The 18,988-nt window shown below is 49.9% G+C and carries 15 protein-coding genes and 1 pseudogene; 13 read left to right on the plus strand and 3 right to left on the minus strand.

Annotated elements, in window-relative coordinates; all coding sequences use genetic code 11:
- Positions 1-147 precede the first annotated feature (147 nt).
- The 8 genes from PGL01S_RS23060 (at position 148) to PGL01S_RS23095 (ending at position 10,310) form a co-directional block, all read left to right on the plus strand.
- A complete protein-coding gene (locus tag PGL01S_RS23060; RefSeq protein WP_127496888.1) occupies positions 148-1,908 on the plus strand; it encodes a sensor histidine kinase in 1,761 nt (586 codons plus the stop codon).
- Positions 1,883-2,644: a response regulator transcription factor gene (locus tag PGL01S_RS23065; RefSeq protein ID WP_127496889.1), complete on the plus strand. Its 762-nt coding sequence runs from the start codon at positions 1,883-1,885 to the stop codon at positions 2,642-2,644. Before PGL01S_RS23060 ends, PGL01S_RS23065 begins: the two co-directional genes overlap by 26 nt.
- Positions 2,645-2,651: 7 nt before the next feature.
- On the plus strand, positions 2,652-4,172 hold the full coding sequence (locus PGL01S_RS23070; protein ID WP_127496890.1) for an ABC transporter substrate-binding protein: 1,521 nt from the start codon (positions 2,652-2,654) through the stop codon (positions 4,170-4,172).
- A 168-nt stretch (positions 4,173-4,340) separates the two neighbouring features.
- Complete coding sequence (locus PGL01S_RS23075) at positions 4,341-5,537, plus strand: ParM/StbA family protein (RefSeq protein WP_127496891.1); 1,197 nt, start codon at positions 4,341-4,343, stop codon at positions 5,535-5,537.
- 26 nt (positions 5,538-5,563) lie between these two features.
- A complete protein-coding gene (locus PGL01S_RS23080; protein WP_127496892.1) occupies positions 5,564-5,908 on the plus strand; it encodes a hypothetical protein in 345 nt (114 codons plus the stop codon).
- Between the two features lie 153 nt (positions 5,909-6,061).
- Positions 6,062-6,868 carry an endonuclease/exonuclease/phosphatase family protein gene (locus PGL01S_RS23085; RefSeq protein ID WP_164775567.1) on the plus strand — a complete coding sequence of 269 codons (807 nt, stop codon included), beginning with the start codon at positions 6,062-6,064 and terminating at the stop codon, positions 6,866-6,868.
- A 367-nt stretch (positions 6,869-7,235) separates the two neighbouring features.
- On the plus strand, positions 7,236-8,711 hold the full coding sequence (locus PGL01S_RS23090; protein WP_127496894.1) for an MFS transporter: 1,476 nt from the start codon (positions 7,236-7,238) through the stop codon (positions 8,709-8,711).
- Positions 8,712-8,915: 204 nt separating this feature from the next.
- Entirely contained in the window at positions 8,916-10,310 is a 1,395-nt protein-coding gene (locus PGL01S_RS23095) for an MATE family efflux transporter (protein WP_127496895.1), read from the plus strand.
- Between the two features lie 82 nt (positions 10,311-10,392).
- Here the strand turns inward: PGL01S_RS23095 and PGL01S_RS23100 are convergent.
- Positions 10,393-12,399, minus strand: a pseudogene (locus PGL01S_RS23100) (catalase).
- A 174-nt stretch (positions 12,400-12,573) separates the two neighbouring features.
- Between PGL01S_RS23100 and PGL01S_RS31150 the strand changes: the two are divergent.
- Positions 12,574-12,732, plus strand: coding sequence for a hypothetical protein (locus PGL01S_RS31150; protein WP_218032381.1), 159 nt, complete (start codon positions 12,574-12,576; stop codon positions 12,730-12,732).
- Positions 12,733-12,899: 167 nt separating this feature from the next.
- On the opposite strand, the gene ligD is transcribed toward PGL01S_RS31150, so the two are convergent.
- Positions 12,900-13,625 carry a non-homologous end-joining DNA ligase LigD gene (ligD, locus tag PGL01S_RS23110; RefSeq protein WP_244935716.1) on the minus strand — a complete coding sequence of 242 codons (726 nt, stop codon included), beginning with the start codon at positions 13,623-13,625 and terminating at the stop codon, positions 12,900-12,902.
- An 83-nt stretch (positions 13,626-13,708) separates the two neighbouring features.
- Here ligD and PGL01S_RS23115 point away from each other — a divergent pair, with 83 nt between their 5' ends.
- Entirely contained in the window at positions 13,709-14,650 is a 942-nt protein-coding gene (locus PGL01S_RS23115; protein WP_127496896.1) for an ATP-dependent DNA ligase, read from the plus strand.
- A gap of 111 nt (positions 14,651-14,761) precedes the next feature.
- Here the strand turns inward: PGL01S_RS23115 and PGL01S_RS23120 are convergent, their stop codons facing one another.
- The gene (locus PGL01S_RS23120; RefSeq protein ID WP_127496897.1) at positions 14,762-15,403 is read right to left on the minus strand and encodes a TetR/AcrR family transcriptional regulator; all 642 of its coding nucleotides are present in this window, start codon (positions 15,401-15,403) and stop codon (positions 14,762-14,764) included.
- 146 nt (positions 15,404-15,549) lie between these two features.
- Between PGL01S_RS23120 and PGL01S_RS23125 the strand changes: the two genes are divergently transcribed.
- From PGL01S_RS23125 to PGL01S_RS23135, 3 genes are all read left to right on the plus strand, one after another.
- Positions 15,550-16,983 (plus strand): MDR family MFS transporter, encoded by a 1,434-nt coding sequence (locus PGL01S_RS23125; protein ID WP_127496898.1) that lies wholly within the window; start codon positions 15,550-15,552, stop codon positions 16,981-16,983.
- Positions 16,984-17,106: 123 nt separating this feature from the next.
- Positions 17,107-17,568, plus strand: coding sequence for a DUF8821 family protein (locus PGL01S_RS23130; RefSeq protein WP_116394566.1), 462 nt, complete (start codon positions 17,107-17,109; stop codon positions 17,566-17,568).
- A gap of 260 nt (positions 17,569-17,828) precedes the next feature.
- On the plus strand, positions 17,829-18,988 hold a 1,160-nt coding region (locus PGL01S_RS23135; protein ID WP_127496899.1), incomplete at its 3' end, for a PTS mannitol transporter subunit IIBC.

Here is an 18,988-nt window from a genome sequence, read left to right on the forward strand (position 1 = left end):
TTTGTCTGTCATCAACATCCGAAAAACCCGAACGGAGATTGCCGTTCGGGTTTTCTGGCACGAAATTTAGGATTGCTTTTATCAATAACAACGTTATATGTTTGAGCGGTGGGGTAGGGCAAAAGCCTATTGCAAAGGAGATGCCGCATGCGTTCATTTATGCAAATCAAGATCTATCGCGGCAAGTTCATTGCATATGCGGTATTTGTGGTATTCATCGGCCTTGCGCTCGGCGCGCTCACCTGCGCGGTACTGCTGGACCAATGGGTGGGGAATTCCAGAAACGAGGCCACAGGTGCATTCTCTCGGGTGGAAAACAGCCTCCAGTACGATGCCGACCGTATCGAAGCGTTTATGCAGCGAGTGTATTCCAACAGCGGTCTGGTGTCCGACATTCGCAGCTTCTTGGGAAATAACGCGGAGGGCTATCTGACGAGCAGGCTGCAGGGCAGTCAATATAACCGGCCGCTTGTCTCTTTTCCCGACGATATGAAATCCTTCTTAAGCAACGGGGGAAAGGGAGACATCACGCAAATCAGCCTGCATACCGAGCAAGAGGGCAACGTGGTGAGCTTCGATAATAACGGCAATACGAGTTATCTATTCCGTCTGCCAAACTCCGACGAAACGTTTCGCGAGACGATTCAAAAAGGATTCGTCTATCACAAAAAGCTGTCGGATCCGAACCAAATCTCCCGTCAGCTGGGCGAATTCCGATTCCTGGTTAGCAGCGAGCGTATTTTTAAAACGGTGCAAAATTACCATTTGGATGAGGCTGCTGCAGTCAGCGATTCCGGAGACGTGTATCTCATCGCCGGCAACGGCCGCAGCTCGGAGGAGCTGATTCGCCGGATCGTGGCGGATGGACGCACGCATGGCTTTCTATCGACGGGATTCCTGGACCGAGCCTATTTCGTGTCGTTTCATTCGAGCGAGTTCGATTATCGGTTCGTCAGCACCGTGGATTTGGCCTCGCTGATCCGTCAAAAAGCAAACGTGCTGCTTATCGTGTTTCTCATCGTACTGGCCGCCATGATCTGCGTCCTGTTGCTCATCGTTTACAATCTGCGCGAAGACGCGAACTTCCTGCGTCGGATTATCGTGTCCATCGGACGCGTGAAAACGGCGGATTTTACGCCGGTTAACCCGGCCCGCTACCGAAGGAACGAATACGGCATGATCGCCCGGGAATTGGACGATATGATCCGTCAGCTCGACCGTCATATCCGCACCAATTACCTGCTAAAACTCAAGCAGCAGGAGACTGAAATGAAAGCGCTTCAGCATCAGATCAATCCTCACTTTTTGTACAATACGCTTGAGGTGATCCGTTCCTCCGCCTTGGTGAACAGCGCCGACCATACCTCCGACGCCATCGCCACCTTGGGCGCCCTGTACCGCGATATCGTAAAAAACGAGAATATCATTTCGCTTGGCAGCGAGTTAAACTTGCTTCAAAAATACTTAAAAATTATGGAGTTCAAATATCCGGACCGGTTTTATTATCAATTTAATGTGGAACCCGCATTAATCTCCTTGCCTACCGTAAAATTTTGGATGCAGCCGCTGGCAGAAAACTTTTTCATTCATGGCTTTCATCCGGAGAGCGAGTTTAACCTTCTTATCGTAAACGGCTGGGAGGAAGAGTCACGCTTCGTGCTGGAGATCGTGGACAATGGCAACTGGATTTCCGGGAAGCATTTGTCCGAAATCAGGCAAAAGATTTCCAGAGGCGATGACGCCCCGGTGGACAGCATCGGTCTGCGTAACGTGTATACCCGGCTGCGCTTTTTCTATGGGAAAGGCTTCTCCATGACGATCGACAATAACGAGGAAGCCGGCGTTAAAATAACCGTAATCCTATCCAAGGAGGCGACGAACGATGTACAAGCTGCTAATCGTGGATGACGAACCGCAGATTTTGGAAGGAATGAAGCGAACGCTGGATTGGGAGAAATACGGCTTTGGCCGCATCGAGACGAGCGAGACCTATGAGGGTGCGATTTCGAAGGCCGTGGAAATTTTGCCGGATTTGGCGATTTTCGATGTATGCATCGGCAAGCAGCGCGGTTATGATGCCATCCACAAGCTTAACGAGCTGCGCCTTCCCTCGAAATATATTATTATGAGCGGCTATGGCGAGTTCCAGTATGCCCTGGAGGCGATTCGCTGTGGGGCTAAGGATTACCTGCTCAAACCCGTAGATCGCTCGAAGCTGCAGCAGCTGGTCGAGAAGATTATCGTCGAAGATCTGAACGGTAAGCTGGCCGATACGGATCGCAGCGATCTGGATATAGACCCGGTACTCGGCGTACGTTATGACAGCTTGTCCAAGCTGACGAATCGCATTCTGCTCATCGTCAAGGCGGAGTATTCCCAGAACCTCAGCTTGAAGTCGGTTGCGGAACGTTTTCGCATGAACGGAACGTATCTCGGACAGCTTTTCCTCAAGGAGACAAAAAAGAAGTTCTCGGAATATTTAATGGCTTACCGAATGCTTCGCGCTCAGGAACGCATACAGTCCACGGACGAGAAAATTATCAGCATCGCGCTTTCCGTCGGATATCCCAACCTGAACTATTTCTATTCTCATTTCCATGCTTATTTCGGCAAGTCGCCCTCCGATTTGCGGAGAAAGGAATAACGATGCCATGCGGGAACAACGGAAATTGAGCCGTCTCCTTGCATCCTTCGTGCTCGTCATCATGCTGACGCTGTCTATATCCGGCTGTTTCTCTGCATCCGGCAACGAAGAGAATGCCGAAGTAGCGGGCAACACGGTGAATTTGATCTATTACACGATTGGCGATCCTGACAAGGACCTTAAGATGGTCAACGACAGGATCAACGAGATTCTGACCAGGAAAATCGGCGTTACCATCACGTATATCAAAGTAGGCTGGCAAGAGTACGAGGAGCGTCTGAATACCCTCGTGTCGGCAGGAACTCCCTTCGACATCGCTTTTGCGCCGGAGTACGCCAGTTACGCGCAGCGCGGCGCTTGGCTGAGGCTGAACGACTATCTGTCGAAAGTGGGGAAGGATATGTACGACGCTATCGACCCTATTTTCTGGCAAGGCGTACGAATGGAAGACGGCGGTATCTACGGCGTGCCAACCAATAAAGAATTAGCCGTGCGCGACCAGTGGATGTACCCGGATGCGTTAGTGAAGAAGTACCATATTGATATCTCGAAGTACACAACGCTGGCTTCCCTCGAACCGCTGTTACGGATGATCAAGGAGAAGGAACCGGTTTATCTGCCAATGGAGCTCGATAAGGAATCTCAAAACTTCTTTGCCTTGGACGGTTATGAATACGTATCGGATAAAACGCTGCCGCTCATGAGGAATGTTCTGGATCCGGATTCCCCGGTTGTGAATATTTTCGAAACCGACGAAGCCCGGAAAGTGCTGGACCTGCTTCGGCGCTACTATGTGGAGGGTTATATCAATGAGGATGCGGCCATGCGGGAAACCGAAGGACTGAAGCGGGGCGCGCTGGTCTTCTGGAAAGCTGCGGGGGGAGGACCTCTGGCGGAAAATAGCTGGAGCAAGGATCGCGGTTACAAGCTGGTGGCTTACCCGGTAACCCCGGCATTGATCACGACGGAATCCATTCGAGGTGGAATTATGGCGATCAGCGCGGAAACGAAGCATCCCGTCGAGGCCGTAAAGTTTCTCAATCTGCTGAACACGGATCCCGAGGTGCGCAATCTGTTCAATTTCGGGATCGAAGGCGTGCACTACAACCTCGATCGTAATGGACAGGTAGTACCCATTCCGCCCAAGGACAAGAACGGCAATCCAATTCCGGACGCGCAGCCAAGCTATGGAGGCGTGCAGTACACCCAAGGCAATTGGTTCATCCTGAAGACCATGGGCGGAGAATACCCGGATCCCTTGGACAAATGGAATCAATTCCGTGCCAGCAACAAGGAAGCGGTTGTATCGAGTACGCTGGGTTTTACTCCGGATTTGTCGCGAATGCCCATCCAGATGCAGAACATCCAGATGGTCTGGGAGAAATACTTTTCCAGCCTGATGACGGGCAGCGTGGATGTGGATTCGGTACTGCCGAATTTTAATCAGGAGCTTCGGCAGGCGGGTATCGACGAGGTGCGGGCCGAGGTGCAAAAGCAGCTTGATGCCTGGCGGGCCGCCCATTCGTGATCCGGAAGTGGCTTTTGATTTCGCCGTATCGTTATTTATGAGGAGCGTTCGACAAATTACAATGAGAGAAACCTAATCTATCGTAGGACTATGGCATGATGCCCGCTAACACCTGGTATGGCAAAGTAATACCAAGGCATGCAAACCTATTGATAGGAGGATGTAGCGATGAACTATCACTTCTTTGTAGGTAACGATAACGGGAATAGCGAGCATGATTTGATGATTGACGGCAAACTTATTCAGCAGCCCAATGTGAATTGTAGAGTGGACGAGCTTCCGTGGCGGGAGGAGCAAGCGCCGGAGGGCTTCATTAAGAACCTGCAGGACCAGTTGGTTGTGACCATCGACTCACCGTCTGCGCAGCCGGGCATGTATTACATAGGGAAGTTTGCTCTGGAGAGCGGTGAAATTCTCGATAATATCCAGATCGGCATCGACTCCAAGAGCGAGATGGATTTGCCTGTTGTGAACACACTGGCGCAAATCGCGGCGGTCGCGGTACAAAAAGCCTATGAGGAGGAGAAGCATATCCCGGCCCAGCTCGACATCGAGGTTGACATGGCGACGGCGCTGCCGGTTACGCAGCATACGGATGAGACCTCCGCGAAGTTCGAGAAGCGGTTCACTTCGGGAAGGCATCACGTGACGGTACACCTCGGCATTCTCCGGGTATCGGTTAACATCTTATTTCCTTTCGTGAAAGTCGTTCCGGAAGCAACGCCAGTTATTTTTACTTTGCAAAAGGACGCTTCTGGCAATTGGCGGGAAGGCGAGATTTTTGCCGAATTTGCTGCTTCATACGGAATGGAGAAGAAATTCAATGGGAGTTTCTTCAAAGATAAAAGGATTCTCCATGTCGATATTGGTGACGGATCGACGGAGTATCCCATTACGGAGGGCAACCGGTTCTTGCGGCAATTCGTGCATGGCAGCCATCATGGAGCGGGCTATGCGATTGAAGAAGCGCTTCAGGAGTTTAACCGTCTGATTCATCTTCCGGACAGTCCGAGGCAGTTCTTCAGCGATGTGCTCAAGAATCCGAAGCATAAGTATCATGCAAGGGCGCTTAAGACACTCCGGAGACCGCTGGAGAGTCAGGTTAAACAGATCGTCCAGCATGTAAAGAAGCAATTGACCAAAGCGCGTAACGAAGTTGACTTGATCTGCGTTTACGGAGGCGGCAGCATTCTCATGCAGACGATATTGTATCCCTACTTAAAGGAGCTGTGCGACGTGCGCGAAATTAAGCTGTTCTATATTCCGGCCGAATTCGCTGTAGAGCTCAATGCGACAGGATTGGATGCTTTTGTACGCGGCAAAATTTACGAGGCGCTGAAAAATAAAGCGGAGCAGCCCGCGTAATCTAACTGAGCAAGCAGGTGATGGCGATGAAGAAGACAAAGCTGGCGGGCGATAACATTAGCTTGAAGACGAGGAAGAATGAGGATCCGCATGTCATGGCATGGTTGAACATGCAGACGAACCTGATGGATTCCCTTCGTTATCTCGTGGAGAACGAAATCATGCAGCATGGCGTCCGGAATTTGCAGATGTTTATCCCGATGGAGCGGACAGGTATTCACAGACAAGACTTGTTGGTTCCCCAACAAGCGGCGGCTGCTGTAGAGGAGACCGAGCATCCTGTAGAAGCAGCAAGAGCTGACGTCTATGAAGAAGAACAACCCACGGGCCAAGAGGAAATTGACGATGAGGATATCGAGGCGTGGAGCTAGCAGGACGGATGTGGTATTACTTTGTGTGACGAGGGTCATAAGTAATACCAGGTAACATTCGGTAATACTAAGTAATACCAAGTAATATCAAGTAATACGCAGGATGACAAAAGTGTAAGCGGCATGGAAATGATAGAAAAGAGGGATGCAGGCATGTTGGAACTCACTATCATGACTTTTAATCTGCGCTATCCGGAAATCAAAGACGGATCTAATTATTGGCCGGAACGGATCGACCGAGCGGCCTCCGTTATCGAAAAACATCATCCCATGCTTATCGGCACTCAAGAAGGCTATCACTCGATGCTCAAAGATTTGGAGACCCGTTTGAAGGAATACGATTGGGTCGGGCAGGGGCGGTTCGGCGAACATGAAAACGAGCACAATGCCATTTTTTATAACCGCGACGAGCTAATCATGCAAGACAACGGACAGTTTTGGCTGTCGGAAACACCGGAATTGAAAGCTTCCGTTAGTTGGGGAAGCGCGTTTCCGCGAATCTGTACTTGGACTTGTTTCCTTCACCGAAAATCCGGCCATTCATTCTATTTTTACAATACTCATTTAGACCACCATAGCCAGGAAGCGAAAGACCGTGGGATCCAGGTAATAGGAGAACACATAGCCAAGCAGCGCGCTTTGGATGGGCTTCCCGTATTGCTTGCAGGGGATTTCAACTCGTATCCGGATGAGTTCCCGATACGCTTCTTGCGTGGCGAGATCGAGACGGATGGCACAAAAAGCGATTTGACGGATGCATACTCCCGGATCAAAGGAAAACCCGGTTTAACGGCGCATGACTTCAAAGGTGGCGATGACGGAGAACCGATCGATTATATTTTTGCTTCTGCCGAATTCGAATGGTTGTCGGTGCAGGTTGAGCGCTGCCAAGTAAACGGAGGATATCCGTCGGACCACTATCCGGTTGTGGCAAGAACCAGACTCCTGTCAGGCTTATAATGAACATGCTAAGTAGGGGCCATCCGCAGAGGATGGCCCTTAAACTTGCTGTTATATCGGTAATTGTATATTTTTAGTGGTTGCCAAATTGAAGGCGATTATGGATAATAAGCGATATCTTTGTTTATTTAATAAACAAACAAAGATAAGGGACAATAACATCAGCAGGGCGGGTATAACGGAGCATAGGACGGGTATTTTATATAAGAATTTTTTTTTATTTTATTTGCCTGAACTTTATATGAATTCTCGAAAATGTAAGGGCTTTTATTAGGTTTCGTAGAATGGGCTTCAGAGGCTGCAATCAACACGTCCCTACAGCTAAGATCCTCAAATGTTTAATGGAGAAAGTAAAGGAGCATTCATCATGAGTGATAACACACAGGTTGTTCAGCAGGAAGAGTATCACAAGCTCAATCTTATTGAACGTATGGGCTACGGCTTCGGAGATTTTGCTCAAAATCTTGTTTTTGGTACCGTCGGAGGCTTTCTGGCCCTCTTTCTGACGACTGTCAATGCGATCGGTACGGCAACTGCGGGATTTATCTTCCTCTTTGTCCGTATCGTCAATGTATTATGGGACCCGATGGTCGGGACTTATGTCGATAAACGCTCATCAAGAGCAGGTAAATACCGTCCCTGGTTACTTCGTGCCGGTATTCCGCTGGTTATCTTGGGTGCGCTGCTGTTTGCGCCTATTCCCGGCGTCCGTGGTTCTGTTCCTTTTATCTTCATTACCTATTTGTTGCTCGACTTGGTATATTCCGTCGTTAATATTCCTTACGGCTCGCTGAACGCCTCATTGACCCGTAACCCTGAATCTGTTGACCAAATTACAACGACTCGCATGACGCTTGCAAATGTTGCCAATCTTCTTGTTTATACTCTATTCCCCATGTTTGTTCAAATGGTGGCGCCTAAAGATCGTTCACTTAAAGACACGGGTCTGTTTGGATTAAAGCTGAACATGGGGACGTATACTGATCCTTCAGCAGATCATGCATGGTTTGGCGTTTATGCCGTTTATATGGTTATTGGCGCCATTGCGCTTTTCCTCTGCTACAAGTTTACGAAAGAACGCGTTGTCGCCAACGCCGAACAATCGGCACAAGTCAAAGTCTATGATTTCTTTGTTGAGTTTAAAAATAATAAGCCTTTGATTATCCTGGGCATTTTCTTCATGTTGGCATTTACATTTATGTTTTTCATGAATACGGTTAATGGGTTTTTCTATCAATATACTGTCGATCATTCCGATTGGATGGGTGCTGTAGGGCTAATTGCCTCCATACCTGGCATCGCTTTTACTGTATTCTGGCCAAAACTCAAGAAAACCTTCGGCAAAAAAGGCTTTTTCCAGCTCTTCCTCGGTATGTTTGTTGTCGGCGAAATCCTGACTTGGATTTGGAGTCTCGATGGTATGCACGATCAACTTTGGTTGGCCTACGTTTCGACTTTCATCAAGCAGTGGGGCTTGTCCTCAGCGACTGGCTTCATGTGGGCGCTTGTTCCCGAAGTGGTTTCATATGGCGAATTGAAGTCTGGTAAGCGCAATGCTGCTATCATCAATGCGATTATGGGGCTCTTCTTCAAGATTGGCTTTACTCTAGGAGGTGCTGTTCCATTATGGTTCCTTGCAGCGTATGGATTTAATGGAGATGCTGCGCACCAGACAGCTCACGCCCTTTCAGGGATTAATATGACGGCTATTTGGATACCTGCTGTTCTCGCCATTGTTTCAATGATTGTGATGCAGTTCTATCCGCTGTCTGATAAGGACGTTGACAATATTAATAAAGAACTTGACGCAAAACGCGCTGAGATGAAACAAATAGAAGCTTAACTCTAAAGAAACCGATGATTGAACGATCTTGCGTCTCCGGCAGTTGACGGAGGCTGGACCGCTCAATAATAATCATGACCTGGCGCCCGATCGATTGGGCGCCTTTGCTTTTGATTAAGCATTATTTCCCCCATAGACGTATGAAGTTGCGAGCGCTACACTAGGGAAGGCGACAGAGAATAAACATAGTGGGAGCTTGTAAACGTGACTTTATCAGACCATACTCCATCTTGGAAAAAGCTTAGTCTTTATGCCGTAACCTGGCCTATCTTCGTAGACTCCGTACTGCGGATGCTGCTGGGCACGGTTGACGTGTTTATGTTAAGCCGCATCTCCGACAAGGCAACGGGCGCAGTAGGCTTAGCCAACGAAATCATTTATTTTTGCATTATGATGTTCGGCTTTGTCGGCATTGGCACCAGCGTTGCGGTATCCCAGTATATCGGCGCCCGGCGGGCGAAAGAGGCGAGCCGTATTTCGGCAATGGCGATCTCGATGAATCTGATCTTCGGAATCGTCGTCAGCATTGTTATCGTATGTTTTGGGGAGTCGCTTCTGCGGATGTTACACTTAAACCCCGAACAAATCGGAATCGCGAACCACTACTTAAAGATTATCGGCGGATTTATTTGGGTCGAGGCGCTTTCCTACGCGGTCTCGTCGGTTATCCGTTCAACGGGAAATACGAAGAGCGTTATGTTTGTAACTCTAGGCGTCAACCTCCTCCATATGGGAGGGAATTATCTGCTTATCTTCGGCAACCTGGGCTTCCCGGAGTGGGGAGTTACGGGGGCGGCTATATCAACGGTCGTAAGCCGATTGCTTGGCATCGTTGTTCTCTTTATCCTGTTGTACCGCCGAATTGCCGTACCGATTCAACGGAAGGATTACGTGCGCTGGAAAGCTTCTTACGCAAAACAAATCCTGAGCATCGGCTTGCCCGCGGCAGGGGAGCATCTCTCTTACCAGTCGCAATACCTGATGATCATTGGTTTCGTCAATATGATTGGCATCACTGCGTTAAACACGCATGTGTACGTCATGAACGTATCGAACTATTTTATGGCGCTGGCTCTGGCCATTGGGATGGGTACGGAGATCATCGTCGGACAAATGGTCGGTGCGGGAGAAATGAAGGAAGCTTACCGGCGACTGATGAAAAGCGTACGAATCAGCTTCCTGTTAACGCTGGCTGTTGTTGGCACGGCCGCGATATTCCGGCATGAGCTGATCGGGCTGTTTACAAAGGACCCTGAAATCATTGCTGCCGGGGCGAGCATCTTTTTGCTTTCCATCATACTTGAACCCGGCCGCACCTTTAATATGGTCATCATCAACTCGCTGCGTGCCGCCGGGGATGCACGGTTCCCTGTATTAGCGGGCGTTGTCTCCATGTGGGGAGTCTCGGTACCGCTTGCTTATTTGCTCGGGGTTCATTTCGGGATTGGCCTGCTTGGCGTATGGATTGCCTTTACCGTGGACGAATGGCTGCGCGGAGTTATGATGCTGCTTCGCTGGAGAAGCAGGGTCTGGGAGAAGAAAGCATTAGTAAAGCCGGCTTCCGTCGTTCCGGATCATGGCGTGGAAGCACAGATTTAAGCTCGGATATTGCATATTGTCATACAGTAAAACCCGGTCATTCAGACCGGGTTTTTGTAATGCGTTCCGCTTATAGATTGACTTACAGCTGTCGTTTCCAGAAACGGCCTTGTGCGATTCCGTTAATGAAAGCCTCAATCGTGGAATGAGCTAAATCGTACACGCCAGCCTCGTCTAATCGCACCCTTGCCGACGCTAACGCTTGATGATCGCTGAGAGCCAGCGCCAACGGTTTATAGTGCTTATATGCCGTTTCGATGAATGCCAAGGCAGGCGCGGGAATCGTAGACTCGCTGCTTACCAATAAAACGGCATCGAAGAGAGTAGGGTCCGTCGTCTCGAAAGTTGCCGTTACTTTCAGCGGGTTAGGCAAGTCATGGAGCTTATGGCCAACAATCGTAAAATTAACGTTCTTTTCCGTTAGAGCCGTTGTCCAATCGGCGAACCGCTCCACATCAGGATCGCCAACCCGCACGATGGCGACTTTTTTCGTATCGGGGAGAAGGACGGTATCGGCCATGCTGAGGGCGGGTGATTTTTTGTCGGATTTCACTTCCCGGTTCTCATCGGGAAGAGGGGCTCCGATTTGGTCCGCCACCTCTTGCGCCAAGCTGCGGTCGACATGATTTAACAGGGCGATAGCGTTTGCTTTTACGAGATCGGATTTGCATTTGCCAAGCTCAAAGCTGAATGCCTTCTTGACATGCTCTTGCTCATAAGGGGCCAGACTATTGTAGAAAAGCTTCGCTTGCGAAAAAAAGTCCAGGAAGCTTTCGCTGCGTCCTCTGATTTTGCGGCCGTCAATTCGCTCTTGATAATGCGCATAACCGCCATGCTCTTCGGGAACCGGCGCCGGCTGATTGACGTTTAATCCGTTCCGATGATAGCTGGTTTGTCCCTGATGAATGCTCATCTGATGCATGCCGTCTCATTGATTGTTATGGAACGGGCAAACGGGCCGGTTGATCGGAATTTGGTGGAAGTTGGGACCGCCTAGCCGGGATAGTTGTGTATCGGTATAGGAGAATAACCGCCCTTGCAAAAGGGGATCGTTCGAGAAATCGATACCGGGCACGACATGACCGGGGTGGAAGGCCACCTGCTCCGTCTCCGCGAAGAAATTGCTGACATTTTGGTTCAAGGTCATTTTACCGACCCGTTTCACCGGAATTTCCTCTTCGGGCCACAACTTGGTGGGGTCCAGCAGATCAAAATCGAACTTATGCTCATCCTCTTCCGGAATAAGCTGCAAGCCAAGCTCCCACTCGGGATATTGGCCTTTTTCGATCGCCTCATATAAATCCTCCCGATGGAAATCCGGATTTTTGCCCGCGATTTGCTGAGCTTCATCCCAAACCAAGGAATGAATCCCCAAGACGGGCTTCCAATGGAATTTGACGAAATGAGATCGTCCTGCCGCGTTCACGAGGCGGAAGGTATGCACGCCAAAGCCCTCCATCATGCGAAGGCTGCGCGGAATGGCCCGATCGCTCATGACCCACATCACCATGTGGGCCGTCTCCGGATTTTGCCCGACAAAATCCCAGAACGTATCATGCGCGCTGGCCCCTTGCGGGATTTCGTTATGCGGTTCGGGCTTAACGGCATGGACGAAATCGGGAAACTTGATGGCATCCTGAATAAAGAAAACAGGCATGTTGTTGCCCACCAAATCGTAGTTGCCTTCATCCGTATAAAACTTGGTCGCGAACCCGCGTACGTCCCGAACGGTATCGCTCGATCCTCTTGATCCTTGCACCGTGGAAAAACGCACGAATACAGGCGTAATTTTAGATGGATCCGTAAGAAAATCGGCCTTGGTGAACTCCTCTAAGGATTCGTAAAGCTGGAAAAAACCGTGAGCGCCTACGCCGCGGGCATGAACGATCCGCTCGGGAATGCGCTCATGATCGAAGTGCGTCATTTTCTCGCGAAAGTGAAAATCCTCCAAAAGTGTAGGGCCGCGTTGCCCCGCCTTTAAGGAGAACTCGTCTTCAGCCATTTTTAACCCCTGGTTGGTGGTCAAGTCTTGCATACCTTCGTTGTTAACGGTGTATTTCTTTAATTGCTCCGTCTTCTTATTATCCATGATCATTCCTCCTAGCCGTATAAGAACCTTACGTTCAAATACCCGATTCGCTAGGATTTAATCTTCTTGCACGAAGAAAACGGTGTTGAATTCCCAAGAGGGATTGAGGAAATATTCTAAAGAAGTATGATTGAGTTATAAACGACAACTTTAAGGTATTGGAGGCTTCAGAAGATGCACTTCATGTTATGGTCTACACCGCCAAGAGCAACGTTTCATCTGGATATGACGGCAGAAGAGAGAGGGATTATGCACCAGCATATTGCCTATTGGACGGAACAGCAGAATCAAGGGATTGCTCTCGTCTTCGGTCCGGTTGAAAAAACCGGATGATCCTCATGGACTTGCCGTAATTGAGGTGGAGAATGCGGATCAAGTCACAAAACTAATCGCGGAGGACCCCGCCGTTGCTGCGGGCTTAATGACGACCGACTTTTACCCCATGATGGCGGTCGTACAGAAATAACCTGCTTTAAAGGCCATCCGAGAGAAGGATGGCCTTATCCCTTGTTTCTTTCAATAAACGCTAAAATTTCATGAAGGGATTGATTCTGCTTGTTGGCAGTCAGCTGCTGAAACAAATCCCCTTTTTCGCTTATTCTTCCCGCTATATTCAACATCGTATAGTCCGAAGGCTGAATCCCTTCCGCCAGCTCCGGCCATGTTAACGGGGTTGCAACCGTTGCGTGTGGCCTAGCTCGCGGGGAGTATACGACAGGCATGGTTCTTCCTCTCCACAGCTGCAAGTAATCGAAATACAGCTTGCTGCCTCTTTTCGAAACGACTCTTTCAAGCGTAATCTGCTCCGGCATTTGCTCTCTGAAATATTCGGCAATAAAAGCCGTTACCATTTCCATAGGAAAATCGGTTTTATCATAGCGGTCGAACGGAACGTGAAATTCCAGAGCACCGTAATTCGCGGCCCACACCAAGGTTGCCGTATCGTTTAGCAAGATCCGTTCCTTATTTTTATAGTAAACCCGGCTAACCCATTCCGGTGCCGATGCAGGAACAGACCTTTTCTCGATTCTCTTTCCGGCTATTCCATGCGGGTAGAGCCACAACATGAGCAGCCTGTCCCTTGCATGTTGAATCATGTAGCCCGATACACGGACTAAATAGTGTATGTAGTCAAGCTTTGAAATCCCCTGCGATTCCCAAATCATAAGGTCGGGATGAGTAATGGCAATCCTCTTGCCATCAACGACGACTTCTTCCACGCCCACCAATGCCCGCCCCCTGTATTTTCTCTATATTTTCGATTCTTTTGGCTCAAACTATGTATTATCCAAAAAACGGAGTGATCAGTATGGAGCCTATTTTACCAATGGAGCCCGTGAAGAGCGCAGCCATTCCAACGGGTGAAGAGTGGATCGCGCAGGTAAAATGGGACGGTGTCCGGATTTTAACTTATGCCGATCGCGGTGAAGTGAAGCTTTATAATCGCAAGAAAAACGAAAGGACCATGCATTATCCGGAGATCGGGAACCTAAGCGAGTATTGCGCAAGCCAATCCGTCATCTTAGACGGCGAGGTAGTCTCCTTAGGAGAGCATGGCAAGCCGTCCTTTCAACGGGTGATGAGAAGGGACGGTGTCCGGAACAGGGATCGGATAGAGAGGGCCATTGAGACGGTGCCGATTTTCTATATGATTTTCGACATTGTCTACTTCAATGGGGCGTGGATCCAAGATAAGCCGTTTCATGAGCGAGCAGAGCTATTGACTCGAATCATTACGCCGAATAAGCATATCCAGCTGGTCCCGTCAGTCAGCTACGCCACAGGCTTATTGGATGCCGTAAAGCAGCAAGATATGGAGGGGATTGTGCTTAAGAGGCTGAATTCCTCCTACGCTATCGGGAAGAAAAGGGATGACTGGCTAAAGGTGAAAAACTTTCAGGATCTCATCGCTGTCATTGGCGGATTTACGCTCCGTCATCATACGATTAATTCCATTTTGCTTGGATTATACGATTCCAATGGCAGGCTGCATTATATAGGGCATACCGGCACAGGGAAGATGACGGTTAACGATTGGAGAGAGTTGACGGAAGAATTGAGGGGAATGATTATCGGCCATCTTCCTTTTGATAACCTTCCGCAACGTCATAAGGATGCCATAGGGGTGCGGCCAGAAAAGACCGTAAAAATCAAATATGCGGAATGGACGGAAGGCGGGTCGCTAAGGCAGCCTAGTATTGAGGGATTTATTGAAATTCCTCCGGTTGAATGTGTGCTTGAAAGAAGTTGAAAAGGAGCCGATAAAACGAGAATGCCAGCGTCAAAGAAGATTTGAAATTTTTGAAGGATAAGTAGGAGGAAATAAACAAAAGCAAACGGGGCTGAGCCGGGGCAATTCGGTTCAGCCTTGTTTGCTTGTCTTTCGTACGAGAGGCAAATAAATATCGTCCACAATCTCGAGAATAGCCTCGTCGGTCAGCGGCGTATGAGTGGTGAGCACCTCGTACCGCACGAGGTCGACGGGAAGGGTGATGACGCGTTCCGGCAGCCCTTCGAGAATGACCTCGCCGCGCTTTTCGGCATTGCGCAAAATATTCGTCATGGCGACGGACAGCGGATCTTCCGCTCTTGGCGACAATGTCATCTTGGCGTGAAGCTCGTCCCCGTGCAAATCAACCATCAGCCCATGAATGGTCTCGGCCCCAATCAGCTGCATGGGTTTAATAATCCGATCCATCAAGGAAAGGACATCATCCCGCAAGCTGCCCGTATCGGGAGTGTCGAGCGAGGGCTTGGGCATATGCTTGATCATTGCGGCGATGACCAGCTTCGCCTTATTCGGCCACCTGCGGTAAACGGCGGTCTTATTTGTTTTTGCCCGGGTCGCAACAGCCTCCATCGTCATCTTGGAGTAGCCGGTTTCCCGCAGCTCCTCCCATGCAGCGGTCAATATGGCATTCTCCAGAACGTCTCCGCGTCTCCGCGATCCCCCCGCTTGTTGATCCTCGTTGTTCTTTTTGCGATCTTGCTGCGATTCGGTCATAGCGTGTTCCATCTCCCGGGTTGTGTTAGGACAACGTCCTTCTAGTCTCTTGTAAATAGTATATTGCATTTTCGCTAGAATTATAATATTGTATTGCAATAAGGTACGGTACGTACCGTACCCTAAATTGCGAAGAGGTGAGCAGAATGGCCAAAAGCCACGCAAAGGCAATAAAAGCTCCAAAGGAAAAGATGGATCCCGGCATTTTAAAAATCGCGCTTATTCTTGTTCTCGGAGCTATTGTTCCCTTACTGGACTCAACCATGATCAACGTGGCAATCAATACGCTTGCGGTTGATTTGCACAGCACGGTATCGACCACTCAATGGGTGATTACGGGCTATGTGCTCACGATGGGACTAGCGGTGCCGGTATCGGGATGGGCCATACAGCGGTTCGGCGGAAAGAACTTATATCTGTTCTCGCTGGGGGTGTTCCTGGTCTCGTCACTCCTATGCTCGCTGGCATGGAGCACCGAAAGCTTAATCGGCTTCCGGTTATTGCAAGGAGCGGGAGCGGGACTGCTCGTCCCTACGATAACGAACGTGCTTGTTCAATCGGCTGGGGGACGCGGGCTCGGAAGGCTGATCGCGCTTATTAGTATCCCAACGCTGATCGGTCCGATTCTTGGTCCGGTCGTGGGCGGGCTCATTATGGACAACATGAGCTGGCGCTGGATTTTCTACGTCAACATTCCGGTTATGCTGGTCGCGTTATGGCTGTCCTGGCGGCACATTCCAAAGGGTGAGGCTGCCGCAAATAAACCGAAATTTGACGTCCTTGGGCTTCTGCTGTTGTCTCCGGCATTCGCCGCCCTTATCTACGGGATTTCAGAGACCAGCTCCGACGGGCTTTCTTCGGCAGGGGCCCTGATTCCGCTTGCGGCGGGGATTGCGCTGATGGCTGCCTATGTCGTTTATGCCTTGCGCACGAAGCAAGCCCCGCTGCTTGATTTGCATCTTTTTCGTTCGCGGCATTTCCTGGCGTCCAATATTATTTTGTTCTTCTCCGGTATGGTCATGAACGGTGCCATGCTGCTGCTCCCGCTCTATTACGAGCAGGTTCGCGGCGAAAGCGTGCTGACGACGGGGCTGCTGTTGATTCCTCAGGGGGTTGGGATGCTGCTGACGAGGAGCTGGATCGGTAAACTGGCTGACCGAGCAGGCTCCAGGAGTATTGTGCTTGTCAGTCTGGCGGTCACGCTGGTGTCCAGCATTCCGTTTGCTTTTGCGGGAACGGATACGAGCCATTTCGTGCTAGGCTTGGCGCAGCTTGTGCGCGGGGCGGCGATGAACGGCATCTTTATTCCGATTATGGTATCCGCTTATGAAGGGCTGCAGAAGGAGCAAATTCCGCATGCCAGCATTTCGACGCGGATCTTCCAGACGATTGGGGGAGCGTTTGGTTCGGCAGTTCTGGCAACGGTCATCGGACATCAGCTGAAAAGCGGTGCCGGCGGCAGCCTTGTCTCCCTTGCCGATGCTTATCAGGTCGCTTTCTGGTGGTCGGTCGGTTTTGCCGCGTTTTCCTTCCTTCCGGCCTTATTATTGTCTAACCGCAAGAAACAAAAAGAGGCTTAATCCCATTCGCTCACGAAGGAAACTTTCCAATAAGAAGCTTTCTAGCAAACATTTTTTGGTATAATATCTGATAGATTAGAAATGCTGTAAATAGGAAAATTTCGTGAGAGAAGAGGAATGGGAATGTCCTACACCGTCGATTTTAAAAATGTGTCTACCGTTGGCCTGGAGTCTTCGCCTGTAGCAGAGACGCTGGCCGGTCTTCGCGCGAACGAAGCCCGTTATTTCATGACCAAATACAAGCATGAGTTTACGGTTGTGCCCGCGAGCGAAAGTCAGGATGCCCTGGATTACGTGAACCGGATCTTGCAGGAACGCAATATCGAATTCTCGGCAAAACCGCTGGAGACGTCGCAGTTCCAAGTCGAGAATATCAAATTTACCTACGTCTTCTATGAGGACGGACTGGCTCTCAACGTGATGTATACGGTAGACGACGCGAAGAAGCGGGCTGTTGGCTTCAAGCTTTCCGAAGGGATGGAAGTGCCGCAGGAGCTGGAAGGAAAGTTCAAGTTCGCCAGACAGAAATCGAAGCTGGCCGGTACCATTCGCGGTTCGTTTTTTGTCATTAAAGGCGAATACTAAGAAAGTTTCTGGAAAATAAGCGGATGGGCGGAGCCGATTTGAATTAAGCATCCTCCCCCCGAAACCAATAGGCCACTCCTTTTATAAGGGGTGGCTTTTTGTCGTTGATAATCTAATTAAATCTTGTCAACAGTATGATTGACAAAACCTCGTTTTCCTTTTGTTGTTCTGGCGGAAGGCATCCTTTACGATGATAGTAACCCGGGCGGCACTGCCGGTCCGGTAAAAAGAAAGCGATTTTATAGAGGAGGAACCCAAAAATGCAGCAAGTGCAAAACAGTTCTCCAACCGGGGGAATTCGTGTGGGAGTCCAGAAGTTTGGACGTTTTCTCAGCGGTATGGTTATGCCCAATATTGGTGCTTTTATAGCATGGGGGATCATAACGGCGTTGTTCATTCCTACGGGATGGCTGCCGAACGAAACCCTTGCAAAGCTTGTTGATCCGATTATCAAGTATCTGCTTCCGCTTCTGATCGGTTATACGGGCGGTACGATGATTCATAAGCAGCGCGGCGGCGTTATCGGCGCTCTGATGACAATGGGCATTATCGTGGGCACGGACATCCCGATGTTCCTCGGAGCCATGATTTGCGGTCCGCTGGCCGCGTGGGTACTGAAGCAATTCGATAAATCGATCGAGGGTAAGATCAAATCCGGCTTTGAAATGCTGGTGAACAACTTCTCGCTTGGCATTATCGGCGCGATTCTTACGCTGATTTCTTATACCGGCGTTGGTCCGGTTATCGAGCAATTAACCAAGATTTTATCTAACGGCGTGGAGTTCCTGGTTAACCATAACCTGATCCCGCTAGCTAACATTATTATTGAACCGGCAAAAATTTTGTTCCTTAACAATGCCATTAACCATGGCGTATTGAGCCCTATCGCATTAGAAGAAGCGTCCCGGACGGGGCAATCGATTCTCTTCATGCTGGAATCGAACCCGGGTCCAGGCCTCGGCATTCTGCTTGCTTACATGATTGCCGGCCGCGGCTCGGCGAGGCAGTCCGCTTCCGGCGCAGCGATCATTCACTTCTTCGGGGGTATTCACGAGATTTACTTCCCGTACATCCTGATGAATCCGCGTCTGATTCTGGCCGTTATCGCCGGCGGCGTTACCGGTACCTTCACCTTCTCCCTGTTTGGAGCGGGCCTAGTTGCACCGCCTTCGCCGGGCAGTATTTTTGCTTACATTGCCATGGCTCCAAAAGGCGGCCTTCTTGCGGCTCTGAGCGGTATCGTAACCGCCGCTATCGTATCGTTTGTCATTGCGGCTCTGCTGCTCAAGACGACGAAAAAAGAAGCTGAGGGCGGAAACGATCTCGAACAAGCTTCGGCAAGAATGAAGGAAATGAAGGCCGCAGGCAATACGGCGGCAGCTGCAACAGCGATTGCGGCTCCGGCAGCGGCTTCGCAAGC

The organism is Paenibacillus glycanilyticus NBRC 16618, assembly GCF_004000805.1.
Taxonomy (GTDB): Bacteria; Bacillota; Bacilli; order Paenibacillales; family Paenibacillaceae; genus Pristimantibacillus; species Pristimantibacillus glycanilyticus.